The sequence below is a fragment of the Paraburkholderia sp. GAS333 genome (assembly GCF_050435665.1).
In the GTDB taxonomy this organism is placed as follows: Bacteria; Pseudomonadota; Gammaproteobacteria; order Burkholderiales; family Burkholderiaceae; genus Paraburkholderia; species Paraburkholderia fungorum_A.
In genome coordinates, this window is the sequence record NZ_JBNDKS010000007.1 from 95943 (window position 1) to 109620 (window position 13678).

Genomic DNA, 13678 nt, shown 5'->3' on the forward strand with positions numbered 1-13678 from the left:
AAGCTCGAAGCAGTACTGCAAAGCAGCGAGCAGGAGTGGATAGTCGCACGACATTCCGCTCCACGATTTCCCGACTATCGACGCGCGCGTGCCACATCAGCATGTACGCGTCGAACGCGGTCAATCCCACCCGCCGCCCAACGCACGGATCAGATTCACCGCCGCCAGCAACTGCCCCGTGCGCGCCTGAATCAGCGAACGCTGAGCGTCGAGCGCCGACGTCTGCGCGGCGACCACATCGAGATAGCTCACCGCGCCATCGCGATACTGCCCGGTAGCGAGCGTAAGCGCGCCCTGCGCATCGTCGGCGGCGGCGCTTTCGTGCTGCGCCTCGCTGCGCAACTCGCGCACGTTCGCCAGTTGATCCTCGACCTCGCGAAACGCCTGGAGCGCCACCTGCCGATAATCGGCACTACGTTCGTCGAAGACCGCACGAGCGCGATGGTCCATTGCGTTGCGTCGGCCGCCATCGAAAAGATCGACCGCCAGTTCGGGACCGAGCGACCAGAACGACGCAGGCGCACTCAGCCAGTTACCCGGATCGTCGGACTGGAAGCCGCCCGCCAGGCCCAGCGAGATATCGGGGAACCACGCGGCGCGCGCCACACCGATTGCGTAATTGGCCGCGACAGCCCGTTGCTCCGCAGCGGCGATATCGGGCCGCCGTTGCAGCAACTCGGACGGTACGCCCGCAGGCACATCAGGCACCGTCGCCGACGTCTGGGCAACAGGAAGCGTAAACAGCGATGCCGGTACGCCTGCCAGCGTCGCCAGCGCATGTTCGGCAGCAGCCCGTGCGCGACGCACGCGGGCCTGATCGGCGGCGACGTTTTCGAGTTCGGTGCGAGCGCGGTACACGTCCAGTTCCGACGAAATACCGCCTGCGTGACGGTTCTCGGTGAGCTTCAACGCTTTCGCATCGGCGACCTGGGTGCGCGTCAACAGATCGGCCTGTTCGTCGAGCCCGCGCGTGTCGAAATAGGCGTTTGCCAGATCGGCTTGCAGCAGCAATTTAACGGCAGCAAGATCGTCCGCGCTCGCCGCCTGCTGCGCGGCCCCGGCGCGCACTTCGTTGCGCACCTTGCCCCACAGATCCAGCTCATACGACACGCCGATTGAAGCCGTGTGCGACCCATACGTGGCAGGTTGCCCAGAACCGCGCAGCGGACGATAGTCCGACTGACGGTTCTGCTCGCTATCCACCTCGAGCGTCAACGATGGAAACAGCCCCGAGCGCGCAGTATCGAGGTCGGCGCTGGACTGGTCGTGCCGCGCCACCGCAGCAGCCAGTTGCGGATTGTCCTTCACAAGCTGCGTTTCGAAACGGTCGAGAGTGGGATCGCCGAATGCTCTCCACCATTCGTCGTGACGCACTTTCGCCGGCCATTGCGCGTAGTGCCAGACACCGGACGGCGTGGGCGCCTCCTTGAACGCGGCAACCTGCGGCAACGCCGGCGCGTGATAAACCGGCGCGAACGAACACGCGGCGAGCGTGGCCGCCATCGCGCACGCCGTCATGCGAAGCACCCTATGCATGACCCTGACTCCCATTGCCTGCATCCTTCGACTCGACGATCTTCACTGCTTCGCCCGCCACGATCGAATCGGGCGGATTGTCGATCACACGGTCGCCATGCTGCACGCCGCTGGCAATATCGAGCGCCGTGCCGTAGTCGGTGCCGATCACGATGTCGCGCAATGCGACACGGCCGTTTGCATCGACCACCGCCAGTTGCGGATGACTGCCGCGAAACAGCAACGCGCTGGCCGGCACACGCACGTTACCCGCTGCCGCAGGCAACGTGAAATGCACCTGCGCGTATTCGCCTGGAATCAACGCACCGTCGCGATTGTCCGCGTTCAGTTGCACCAGCAGCGTGCCGGATTGCGCGTCGACGTCGTCGTTGCTCGACGCCACGGTTGCGTCGAACGACTTCCCGGCCCGCTCCGGCACGTCAAAAGTCACATGCATGCCCGGCACGATCCGTCCCGCGTAGTCTTGCGGCAAGCGCACGTAAAGCCGCAATTGCGCGGTCGATGCGACCGAAAACAGTTCCGGGCCGCCCGTATCGCCCGCACTCACCAGCGCGCCGATATCGGCGTGACGCGCGGTCACGATGCCGTCGAACGGCGCGGTCAGCGTGCGGAACGATTCGAGTGCCTGCAGGCGACGAACGTTCGCTTCACCCGCCGCGTAATCGGCGCGTTTGACGGCGAGTTCCGAACTCTTCTCGTCGGCGGCCTGTTGCGAGACGGAGTCCTGCTTCAGCATCGCCGACCAGCGTCCTGACGTGCTCGTCGCGAGCGCGAGGTCGGCCTTCTCGCGAGCGAGATCGGCCTGCGCCTGCGCCAGTTGTTGATCCAGCTCGGGCGTATCGATTGTCGCGAGTTTCTGACCTTGCTTGACCTTCGCGCCAATATCGACGTACCACGCTTTCATATAGCCTGACACGCGCGCATGAATCGACGCGTCGTCATGCGCTTCGAGCCTGCCCGGCAGATCGAAACCCGCGCCGCCGGTTTCCGCGACGGGCAACAGCACGCGCACCGACGGCACGGCTTGCGCATTGGTCCAGGCGGTCAGGCTGTGGTCGGTATGAAGCCGGCTCGACACCCCTTCGGCATAGACGCCGACTGCCAGCAGCACCGCAATCACGCCGGCAATACGCAGACGACGCAGACGCTTTGCCGTGCCGTCGTCGGATGAAGCTCGGATCTCATTGGTTGACATGGTTTTCCTCGTTGACAGTCACGTCGTCTTTTTGGTCATGGCTACTCGCGGCGCTATCCGCAGTCTTGCGTCGATGCACGAAGCTGAACACCACGGGCACGAACATCAGCGTGGCCATCGTCGCGCAGATCAAGCCGCCGATCACCGCGCGTCCCAACGGCGCGTTCTGCTCGCCGCCGTCGCCGAGACCGAGCGCCATCGGCGCCATGCCGATGATCATCGCGAGCGCCGTCATCAATACCGGACGGAAGCGGGTGAAGCCTGCTTCCAATGCGGCCTTGACGGAGTCCTGCGTCGCCACCAGCCGCTCGCGCGCGAAGCTGACGACCAGAATGCTGTTCGCAGTCGCGACGCCCATGCATAGAATCGCGCCGGTCAGCGCCGGGACGCTGATACTCGTGTGCGTAACGAACAGCATCCACGCGATGCCCGCCAATGCAGCGGGCAGGCCCGAGACGATCACGACGGCGTCGAGCCACGACTGGAAGTTGACGACGATCAGCAGATAGATCAGCAGCACCGCACCGGCCAGGCCGAGCAGCAGGCCCGCGAACGCGCTGTGCATGGTCTGCACCTGGCCGCGAATCGTCACGTGCGAGCCGACCGGCAGTTGCGGCTGCATCTGCCTCACGATTTCGCCGATGTCGTCGGTGACGCCGCCCAGATCGCGGCCTTGCGGCGTCGCGTAAATCTCGACCAGCGGCATGATGTTGTAGTGCGACACCACTGCGCTGGTCACGCCACGGTGAATCGTCGCGAGTGCGCCGAGCAGCTGCGCGCCGCCGGTGCCGCTGACAGGCATCGTGCGCAGCGAATCGAGCGTGGTCATCCGGTATTGCGGCGTCTGCGCGACGATCGGATACGACACGCCATTGCGCGGATCGAGCCAGAAAGTAGGCGCGACCTGCGAGGTGCCCGACAGGTTCGCGACCGTCGCATTCGAGATGTCCTGCTCGGTCACGCCGAGCTGGTCCGCGAGAATGCGGTCGACGTTCACGCTCAGTTGCGGATAGTCGAACGCTTGCTGGATACGCGCATCGGCAATGCCCGGCACGTGCTGCACGCGTTGCAAAAGTGCCTCGATGTAGCGGCGATTACCGGCTTCGTTGGTGCCCGACACCTGGATATCGATAGGAGCCGGTGCACCGAAATTCAGAATCTGACTGACGATGTCGGCGGGCAGGAACGAGAACGTCACGCCGGGATAGATCGCGGGCAAGCGTTCGCGCAAGGTCTTCACGTAGCTCGCGGTGGGTGCGTGCTTGCCGGTCAGGCCGATCAGCACGTCGCCGTCCTGCGGGCCGATCGTGCCGCTGTTGCTATATGCGAGATTGATACCGCTGCCCGGCAAGCCGATGTTGTCGATGATGCTGTCCACGGCGGCAGGCGGAATCACCTGGCGCACGCTGCCCTCCACACGATCGAGCAATGCCGCGACCTGTTCGACCCGCGTGCCGACCGGCGCACGCACATGCAGCGCGATTTCGCCCGCATCGATATCGGGGAAGAAGTTCATGCCCAGCCACGGCAAAGTCGCGAACGACACCAGCGTCACGACGATAAAGCCCGCTGCAAAGCGCAGCGGATTCGCCACCGCCAGATGCAACAGTCGCGAATACCCCGCGCGCAACTTCTCGAACGACGCTTCGAAGCCTCGCTGAAATCGCGCCAGCGGATGATCCGACACCGCCATGTGCTCGCTGTCGTGACCATCCTGCAGATGCGCATGCGGCTTCAACAGCGCCATGGCCAGCGTCGGCACCAGCGTTCGCGACAGAATGAACGACGACACCATCGCCAGAATCACGGCCTCGGCCATCGGCACGAACAGGAATCGCGCGACACCGTCGAGCAGCAGCATCGGCACGAATACGATGCAGATACACAGCAGCGACACGAATGCGGGCGTCACGATCTGCGCCGCGCCGTCGAGAATCGCGTCGCGCACGTTCTTGCCTTGCTCCAGATGCCAGTTGATGTTCTCGATGGTGACGGTCGCGTCGTCGACCAGAATGCCGACGGCGAGCGCGAGGCCGCCCAGCGTCATCACGTTCAGCGTTTCGCCGAGCGCGGCGAGTCCGGCAATCGCCGCCAGCACCGCGAGCGGAATCGAAGTCGCGATGATGAGCGTCGAACGCCAGCTGCCGAGGAACAGCAGAATCATCAACGAGGTCAGCGCTGCCGCAATCACGCCTTCGCGCGCCACGCCCGTCACCGCGCCCTTCACGAATACCGACTGGTCGCCCATCACGACGAGCTTCAAACCTGGCGGCAATGTGGCCTTGATGCCAGGCAGCAGATCCTTGATACCGCTGACGATATCGAGTGTCGAAGCGGAGCCGCTTTTCAGCACGCTCATCAATACCGCGCGGTGTCCGTCGACTCGCACGATGTTGCCCTGCGGGCCGAAGCCGTCGCGCACGTGCGCGACATCGCGCATCAGCACCGTGGTGCCACTGACGGATTTAATCGGCAGGCGGTTCAATGCGTCGATCGACAACGGGCTGTTGTTCAGGTGCACGTTGTATTCGAAGTCGCCGATTTTCTGCGTGCCGGCCGGGATGATCTGATTCTGCCGCGCGAGAGCGGTCGCAACGTCTTCCGCCGACAAACCATGCGCGACCAGTTCGGCCGGATTCAGATCGATCTGCACCTGACGTGTCTTGCCGCCGTAGGGCGTCGGAATCGCCACACCCGCCACGCTCAACAGTTGCGGACGAATGATGTTGGTCGCGTAATCGGCGAGCTTCTGCTCGTCGAGACGATCGCTCATCAACGCGATCTGCAGCACGGGAACCGTCGACGCGTTGTAGTTCAGAATCAGCGGCGCGGTGGTGCCGGGCGGCATCTGCTTGAGCACCGTCTGCGAGATCGACGTGACCTGGGCCGTGGCGGTGCGAATATCCACCGACGGCTGGAAGAAGATCTTGACGATGCCGTAGCTGCGGTACGACTGCGACTCGATATGCTGGACATCGTTGACGGTCGTGCCGATCGAGCGCTCGTAGTAGGTCACGATGCGCCCGGACATATCGCCCGGTTGCAGGCCCGTGTATTGCCACACGACGCTGATCACCGGTATGCGGATGTCGGGAAAGATATCGGTCGGCGTTCGCATTGCGGCGAGCGGCCCGACGATCAGGATAAGCAGCGCCATAACCACAAACGTGTGCGGCTTCGATAGCGCGAGACGGACAAGCCTTAACATCGAATACGAGCTCCGGTCAGTGAAGTCCGCCAGAACACGGACCTCGTTCCCCGATCAGTGAAGGCCGATCCAGGACATGCCGGGTCATTTTGCGATCGCCGTTAAAGGCCGCCGTGGCGCAAAGATGAAGGAATCTTTAGTGAAGGGAACAACGCGCTTCGTCAGCGCGCGTGTAGCGAGCCGCTTGCCTGATGCAAACAGCTAGTCCGCATTCACGACGGCGCGATAGCCGAGCTTCGGCACGGTCATCAACGTGATGGGCAGATTGGTCTGGGATAGACGGGCGCGCAACCTCGACACGAGCAGATGAAGCGACGTGGTGTCGGCATCGGCTTCGCCGAAAATATAGTCGACCAGTTCGTCGCGCGCGACGGCTTCGCCGGGCACGCGCAGCAGCCGGTCCATCAACAGATACTCTCGTTTGCGTAAAAGCAGTTGGTCGCCATCGCGACCGACGAGGCTGCGAGTGGCCGGAGAGAGGAGCGGTCGCGTGAACGCAGCAGACGGTGTTGAGGGGCTCGCAGCAGCCAATGCCGCATGATCGCGCTGACGGCAAAGCGCCTGCAATCGCGCGTGCAGTTCCGCATATTCATACGGATGATCCAGGCAGATATCGGCACCCGCTTCGAGCGCGGCCACGCGGGCGTCCTTCTGACCTTGGCGGTCGATCACCACCAGCACCGTATGAGCGGGACGCACGGCAAACGCTCGCGCTGCGTCGGATGCACCGCCCGAGGTCAGCACGATGATCGCATCGACATGCTCGGCGCTCGCCAGATAAGCGGCATCGTCGAAATGGGTGAATTGGACGACGCTGTGATTCGACTCAGCGAGTGCTTCCGCAAGATAGCGCTGCGCGCCGCTGGTTCCCACGCAAACAATCCGCATGTCCGGTTCCTTTATGCGCGAGTGCGATGCTGCCAGCAGTCGAGTGTGACGCACAGTCCCGGCATCGCATCCGACAAGCTCAGTTCGAACTCGTGCAGATGCATGACCGCCTGCACGACCGACAACCCGAGCCCGGAACCGGGCACGGTGCTGGTCAATTCGCTTCGATAGAAGCGCTGGAAAACCGCCAGCCGCTCCGAATCGGGAATGCCGGGACCGTTATCCTGAACGACAATGCGCGGACCGTCAGACGCGGCGCTGACGGAAAGCTGCACACGTCCCCCTTCCGGCGTGAATTTGATCGCGTTGTCGAGCAGATTGACGAGCGCTTCGAACATCAGCGGATAGTCGGCGCGCACCATCGGTACGCTTTCCAGATCCTGCACCAGTTGCACACGCCGGGCGGCGGCAACCGGCGCGTACAGGTCGCCCACCTTACGGCAAAGGTCTTCCATCGATACATCGCAGAAGCCTTTTCGCCGGTTCATCGACTCGATTTCGGAAATGCGCATGATGGCGGCAAAGCGCTTTAGTACTTCGTCTGCTTCGTCGAATGCCTGATCGACGAGTTGCGCGTCTTCGGCAGCCATACCTTCTGTTGGAATACGCGCGAGCAGCGAACGAATGTGGATCACGGGCGTGCGCAAATCGTGTGCGATGCCGTCGCAAGCGCCCTTCACTTCGCGCATCAGGCGCGATACTTCGTCGAGCATGTGATTGACAATCTGCGACAGCCATGCGATTTCGTCGCGGCCCGCATCGGGTAAGCGGGCGTCGAGATCGCCGAGTGCAATCTGTTGCGCCACGCGTCGCACCTCGTTGACGCGCCGCAGTTGCGCCGTCGACACCAGCAGCCCCACGCCCAGGCCGCCCAGCATCACGATTGCCGCGCTCCATGCGAGGCCGCCGAGCATATAGCCGCGCAGCCGTGCCATTTCGTCGACGTCGCGAGAAATGACGAGCACGTTGCCATCCGCGAGACGCATGGCTTTGGTGCGCATGTACTCGGGCCGGGCGCTCGACTGTCCGTTCAACTCGGGCTTGCTCCACACGCCGTCGGCATCGGCGATCACGTCTTTGGGCAGCGCGACGATGTCGCCGGCAATCCATGTGCGGTCCGCGGCGAACAGGCCATAGTAATTCGTCGGACGGTGCATTTCACTGCGGATATGCGCGGCAATCTGCGTCGGCATCTGATCGACTGGCAGCGAAGAAAAGTAAGCGAACTGCCAGTTGATGTTGTAATCCGCCTGGGTCGCGGTATAGGACGCCGATTTCCAGTAGTTCAGATACACCAGCCCCGACATCGACACCGCGAACACCAGCGCGAACATCAGCAACAGGCGGAAAATCGTCGTGCGCCACAGACTCATAGTCATCTCTCAGCCCAGCATGTAACCCGATCCGCGGACGGTTTTGATCAACGGCCGCATGCCCTGAATGTCGATTTTCTTGCGCAGCAGGCCGATGTACACCTCGATCAGGTTCGTCCCCGGATCGAAGTGCATGTCCCAGACAGACTGGAAGATCATCGTCCGCGTGACGATCTGGCCGGAGTTGCGCGCGAGGTATTCGAGCAGCCTGAATTCGACCGGCGGCAACGCGATTTCCTGACCCGCGCGCCGCACGGACCGCGCGATCAGGTCGATCTCCAGATCGTCGACCTTGAGCATCGTGGCGACCGGCTGTTGCAAGCGGCCACGGCGACGCAGCAGCACCTGCACGCGCGCTTTCATCTCATCGGGTGCGAAGGGTTTGGCGATGTAGTCGTCGCCGCCCGCCAGCAGCCCGCTCACCCGCTCATCGACATCGGATAGCGCGCTGATCATCAGCACCGGCGTCTCGATGCCCACGCCGCGAATCGTCTTGACGATCGTCAGGCCGTCGATGCCGGGCAACACGCGGTCGAGCGTGATCACGTCGAACACGGGGTCCACCGCGCGGGCGATGCCCTCCTGCCCCGTGCGTACCCACTCCACGTCGAAACCGGCGTCGCGCAACGTATCGGTAATGTCGCGACCCACGATCGGGTCGTCTTCAATCGTCAGGATTCTGGTCATGGCTAACGCCTCCGCTGCGAGCATCGGCCTTCGATGAGAACAGCCGACAGTATCGCAAAGCCATTAACCGTGAAGATGAGAAATCCTTTAGGTTGCGGCCGGTTGTGTGGCTGCCTCAAGCTGGAAGGCGTCTAACGCGCACCTGTGAAGCGCTGGAGGGATCGCTAAAGGAAGCTTCATGTTTCGGCAGCAAGCTTCCCGGGGCCGCTCTGCAAATATGGCTGCACGCTGTCCCACACGGTGCGAAACCGCATCGGATCAACCCTCTGGAGTATTTCCACGCCATGAAACGAACCCTTTCCCTGCTTCTGATCGCAAGCGCAATCGCCCTGCCCACCGCCTCGGCGTTTGCCGTGCCGACACAATCCGCCCCGACGGGAATCAGCCGCCTGCAGGTTCGCCAGGAACTGTACCGGGCCTTTCTGACCGGCACGATGGCCAATGACGAGATGTACACGTACCCGTCGCCGCCGGCCAATCGCGCCGAGATTCAGGCGTTCCGCTGCGGCCAGGCGCGCGCGCATTTGTCGCACTCGGAGTTTCCGTCGATCGTGAAATCGGTATGCAGCAGTTGAGTGGACTGGCGAATGAATGCGCCCGTCTGTGTAGCTGGAGCGTCGGCGCCTGGATTGCGCCGGCGCGCTTTAAAGAAAACGGGCCGCTGAAAAGCGGCCCGGAATCGACGAGCGAATGAACGCTTTGTTCGACTCGCCCGATTAAACCTTGTTGACGGACGCGTCGTAGATCTCGTCGGCAGATTGCTTCAGCGCCTGATCGAATTCAGCGTCGCTCATCTGCTCGCGCAGGTCGTTGATCAACGCGCGCGAGAAGCTCGCGATCATGCCGTGATTTTTGGCAAGCCGCTGACATGCGTCGGAGCGTGTATAACCGCCCGACAGCGCCACGACGCGCACAACGCGCGGATGCTCGATCAACGGGCGATAGAAATCCGCGACGTCCGGTATGGTCAGCTTGATCATGACGGGGCTGTCTTCCGGCAACGCGTCGAGCCCCTTCAGCAGTTCCGTGCGCAGAATGTCCTCTGCAGCGGCCTTGTTCGGCGACTTGATCGACACTTCGGGTTCGAGGATCGGCACGAGGCCGTGCTTGCTGATCTGCGCGCCGATCTCGAACTGCTGCCGCGCAATCGCGGCAATGCCCGACGGCGACGCATCGTTGATGACCGAACGCATCTTCGTACCGAAGATACCGAGTCCGACTGCACGTTCGAGCAACGCGTCGAGCCCGGGGATCGGCTTCATCAGACGCACGCCGTCGGCTTCGTCTTCGAGGCCTTTGTCGACTTTCAGGAACGGCACGACACCACGGTCTTCCCACAGAAAAGCCGGCACCGGTTTGCCTTGCGCGTCACCGTTCATGGTGGCTTCGAACAGGATTGCACCGATCACCTTGTCGCCCGTGAAGGCCGGCGCGGTCATGATGCGCACGCGCATCTCGTGCATCAGTCTGAACATTTCGGCGTCGCCGCTGTACGCACTTTCGGGAATACCGTACAGCTTGAGTGCGCCTGGTGTGGAGCCGCCGCTCTGATCGAGCGCCGCGATAAAGCCCTGCTTCTCACGCATTTGCAACAGCATCTTCTCATTGGCCACGGACAATCTCCTTTTCAAACGAATACCTGATCGGAAACACGGTAACGCGGAATGCTGTCTGTATCTACTCCTTGTGTACGCAGCCTGTACGCAGCCGCACGCTGCATTGCTCGCGAGGCCGGCAAGTCCGGTAAGTGACGGCACCCGCTTCTGCGGATAAAGCCTGAAACGCTCGATGGAAACGCCGGTCCACTTCCGTCCTCCACGCCCCGCCGCCTCACGACGCGGGGCGTGGATGCACTACGGCAGACGCGCGAGCTTAGCCGAGCGTACGCGCGTAAAGCGCGAACAGGTCATTCCAGCCGCGTTCGGCGCCCGGGGCGTCGAAAACCGGCATGTCCGGCTTCATCCAGCCGTGCAATTTGCCTTCGTACAATTCGCTCTTGTGCTTGACGCCTGCTTCGACCAACGCAGCGTCGAAACGCTGTGCCATTTCAGGCGGGTAGCTATGGTCTTGATCCGCTGCGGCCACGAGTAGTTCCGCCTTCATCTTCGGCAACTGCAAGTGCGGGCTGGTCGGCAGGTCGGTGGCGAGATTGCCGCCGTGGAAACTTGCCGCTGCCGCCACGCGCTCCGGGTACCAGGCCGCCGCCGTCAACGCCATGCCGCCACCCATGCAGAAGCCGACGGTGCCGACTTTCGCGCCCTTCACGTCGGTGCGGCTGTCGAGGTACGCGAGCAGTGCAGCGGTGTCGTCGGCTGCCTGGTGGTTGTCGGTGCTCGCCATCATCGGGCCGACTGTCGCGCGGAAGTCACCCTTCAGAACTTCCTTCGGGTCGAGCGGACCGTAGCTGCCGAAGCGATAGAACAGATCGGCGAGCAGAACGACATAGCCCTGGCTCGCGACGTGGCTCGCCATCTGGAGCATCGCCGGGCGAATGCCAAACGCGTCCATGTAGAAGATCACGCCCGGCCATTGGCCCTCGCCGGCCGGCGTCAGCACCCACACGTTGCATGGGCCGTCCTTGGCCTGAACGGTAGTCTGGGACTGATTGACGCCGTATGCGTTCAGTGAGGTGGCGTGGTTGGAGTTGTCCATCGAAAAAATCCTGGTGGTAGAAAGATAAACGAAGGCTTTGTAAGGATAGCTTCGCTGCGGCACGAAGAGTTTAAGGCAGATGAGCGAAAACCGTGCCGCAGCCCGGCAGGGTTCATCAGACGGATGGAGGGAGATGGCGGGACGTGCAAGCCGGTTGAAATAACCGGCTCTTTTGCCTGGCGTTTTCGCACTCGATGCAAGGTCTGGCGAGTGCGGGCGAGCCCGGCGAACATGCGGCTGAATCGGGAGGGAAGAATTACGCGATCCGGCACAAATAACAACGTGCCTTCGATGCGAGCCGCCGGTGCATTGCAATCCGCTCGGGTGGCCTAGCGCCACAACACAGGGGCTTCTCCGCGTATTGGGTCAAAGTTGCGGCAATTACCCGACGCTATTGACCCGCGTGTCTGCCCTTCAGTGGCAATACAAATCGTTTTCCGCATTGAACATCTCGAACGCAAGCTGCGTCGCCCGATCTTCTCGCACCGAAGTCAGCCAGCGTTGACGCCGCCAATCGTCGACGACATGCTCGACATACACAGCACTCGCCGCGTCTTTACCACGCACCGCGATAAACGCGGGAGCCGCTTCGAACGAGCCAGGCAGCGCCCGGTAGTAAGCCCAATCGGGTTGTTTCAGCAGCGAGCGGATCACGTACTCGTCGTCGATCAACGCGGCACATTCGCCTGCCTGAAATGCGAGCAGCGCATCGAGCGGCCGGTCGAAGCTCTGCAGCGTCGCGCCGAGCTTGAGCGCGGCCCGGCTCGCATAGGGACTTTCGCGTGACGCGCAAACCGCGCGGCCGTGCATATCGGATTGCGTTTGCACGTTCCCGCCGCGCAACACGAGCGCCACGCCACGGCCCGACGAATAGGAGGTCGGCGCAAACGCAATCGACTCATCGGGCGACAACGCAAGACCCGCAATAGCCACGTCGGCTTCGCCGGATTGCACCGCTTTGCGCGCTTGCGCCGGGTCGCTCAATAGCAGCTTGACGGGCAAACCGACGCGTCGTCCGAGATCACCGGCAAGCGACGCGGAATAGCTCTCCGGCGCCCTCACCGAACGATCCACCTTGCCGACATACAGAATCGGCGCAGGCTGCGACGGCACGGCCACGACCAGTGTGCCGCGCGCAATCGCCGCAGCGAACGGTCGTTCGTCGCCGAATCTTCCGCGCCACACGTCACCTGGTATCGACTTTAGCAATGCGCCTGTCAGTACCAGCGCGGCAAGCGCCGCGAACGGAGCCCAGCGCAATCGCCGGCCGTTGCCGACGCCAATTGCATGTCCGGCTCTAGCCATTCTGTTCGAGCCCGACGCGCCAGCGCAGCAGCCGCCTTTCGAGTAGCGAAAGGCTCCTGTTGATCAACAGCCCAAATAGCGCAAGCAGCACGATGCCCGCGTACATATCGGGAATCTGGAACGTCTCCTGCGAGTTGAGCGTGTAGAAGCCGAGACCCGAACGCGCGCCGATCATCTCCGCCGCGACCAGCGCCGTGATGCTGTATGCACCGGCGAGCCGCACGCCGGTGAGGATCTGCGGCAACGCTGCGGGCAACACGACCTTCGCAAAGATGAATCCTTGCGACGCGCCCATCGAACGCGCGCAATCGACAAAAATGCGCTCGACCTGTTTGACGCCCGAAATCGTATTGAGCAGAACCGGCCAGAACGCGGCCCACACGATAATCGCGATCTTCGACGATTCGCCGATCCCGAGAAACAGCATGAACACCGGGAACAGTGCGAATGCGGAGACCTGTCGCAGCAACTGGTACAGCGGATCGATAATGCGTTCCGCGCGCCGGAACCAGCCGAGCGCCACGCCGCACACCACGCCGCCCGCCACGGCCACCAGAAGGCCGCTAAGAGAGCGCCATGCGCTCGCGCCCAGATGCACCCACACGTCACCGCTCTGCACCAGCTTGAAGATGGCAACCGCAACTTGCGATGGCGGACTCAGATAGGCCGCGCTCACGATGCCGAGCCGTGGCAGAAACTCCCACAGCAGCACGAACACGATCAACGCGATGGATCGCTCGAACACGATGGACAAACGCACGTTGCCGCGTTTTGCAGGTGGACTTTGCGTCTCCCGCGAGATGAGAACCGCCACGTCGGACACGGTATTTTGCT

The 13678-nt window shown here is 62.6% G+C and carries 11 protein-coding genes; 1 reads left to right on the top strand and 10 read right to left on the bottom strand.

Going from position 1 to position 13678, the window contains the following annotated elements:
- Positions 1 to 120 precede the first annotated feature (120 nt).
- The 6 genes from ABH945_RS30045 to ABH945_RS30070 form a co-directional block, all read right to left on the bottom strand.
- Positions 121 to 1536, bottom strand: a complete 1416-nt coding sequence (locus tag ABH945_RS30045; protein ID WP_429253056.1) for an efflux transporter outer membrane subunit — start codon at positions 1534 to 1536, stop codon at positions 121 to 123.
- Entirely contained in the window at positions 1529 to 2731 is a 1203-nt protein-coding gene (locus tag ABH945_RS30050) for an efflux RND transporter periplasmic adaptor subunit (RefSeq protein WP_429253057.1), read from the bottom strand. Before ABH945_RS30050 ends, ABH945_RS30045 begins: the two co-directional genes overlap by 8 nt.
- The gene (locus tag ABH945_RS30055) at positions 2718 to 5939 is read right to left on the bottom strand and encodes an efflux RND transporter permease subunit (RefSeq protein WP_429253058.1); all 3222 of its coding nucleotides are present in this window, start codon (positions 5937 to 5939) and stop codon (positions 2718 to 2720) included. The genes ABH945_RS30050 and ABH945_RS30055 overlap by 14 nt, the downstream gene beginning before the upstream one ends.
- A 201-nt stretch (positions 5940 to 6140) precedes the next feature.
- On the bottom strand, positions 6141 to 6827 hold the full coding sequence (locus ABH945_RS30060; RefSeq protein ID WP_429253059.1) for a response regulator transcription factor: 687 nt from the start codon (positions 6825 to 6827) through the stop codon (positions 6141 to 6143).
- A gap of 11 nt (positions 6828 to 6838) precedes the next feature.
- Positions 6839 to 8200, bottom strand: coding sequence for an ATP-binding protein (locus tag ABH945_RS30065; RefSeq protein WP_429253060.1), 1362 nt, complete (start codon positions 8198 to 8200; stop codon positions 6839 to 6841).
- 9 nt (positions 8201 to 8209) lie between these two features.
- Positions 8210 to 8887, bottom strand: a complete 678-nt coding sequence (locus tag ABH945_RS30070) for a response regulator transcription factor (protein ID WP_429253061.1) — start codon at positions 8885 to 8887, stop codon at positions 8210 to 8212.
- 284 nt (positions 8888 to 9171) lie between these two features.
- Between ABH945_RS30070 and ABH945_RS30075 the strand changes: the two genes are divergently transcribed.
- Positions 9172 to 9462, top strand: a complete 291-nt coding sequence (locus ABH945_RS30075) for a DUF4148 domain-containing protein (RefSeq protein ID WP_074772642.1) — start codon at positions 9172 to 9174, stop codon at positions 9460 to 9462.
- A 141-nt stretch (positions 9463 to 9603) separates the two neighbouring features.
- Here the strand turns inward: ABH945_RS30075 and ABH945_RS30080 are convergent, their stop codons facing one another.
- The 4 genes from ABH945_RS30080 to ABH945_RS30095 form a co-directional block, all read right to left on the bottom strand.
- Positions 9604 to 10500 carry a fructose bisphosphate aldolase gene (locus ABH945_RS30080; protein ID WP_429253062.1) on the bottom strand — a complete coding sequence of 299 codons (897 nt, stop codon included), beginning with the start codon at positions 10498 to 10500 and terminating at the stop codon, positions 9604 to 9606.
- 259 nt (positions 10501 to 10759) lie between these two features.
- Positions 10760 to 11539 (bottom strand): dienelactone hydrolase family protein, encoded by a 780-nt coding sequence (locus tag ABH945_RS30085; protein ID WP_083380239.1) that lies wholly within the window; start codon positions 11537 to 11539, stop codon positions 10760 to 10762.
- A gap of 414 nt (positions 11540 to 11953) precedes the next feature.
- Positions 11954 to 12844, bottom strand: coding sequence for an ABC transporter substrate-binding protein (locus tag ABH945_RS30090; protein WP_429253063.1), 891 nt, complete (start codon positions 12842 to 12844; stop codon positions 11954 to 11956).
- A complete protein-coding gene (locus ABH945_RS30095; RefSeq protein WP_429253172.1) occupies positions 12837 to 13667 on the bottom strand; it encodes an ABC transporter permease in 831 nt (276 codons plus the stop codon). The genes ABH945_RS30090 and ABH945_RS30095 overlap by 8 nt, the downstream gene beginning before the upstream one ends.
- Between the last annotated feature and the right edge of the window lie 11 nt (positions 13668 to 13678).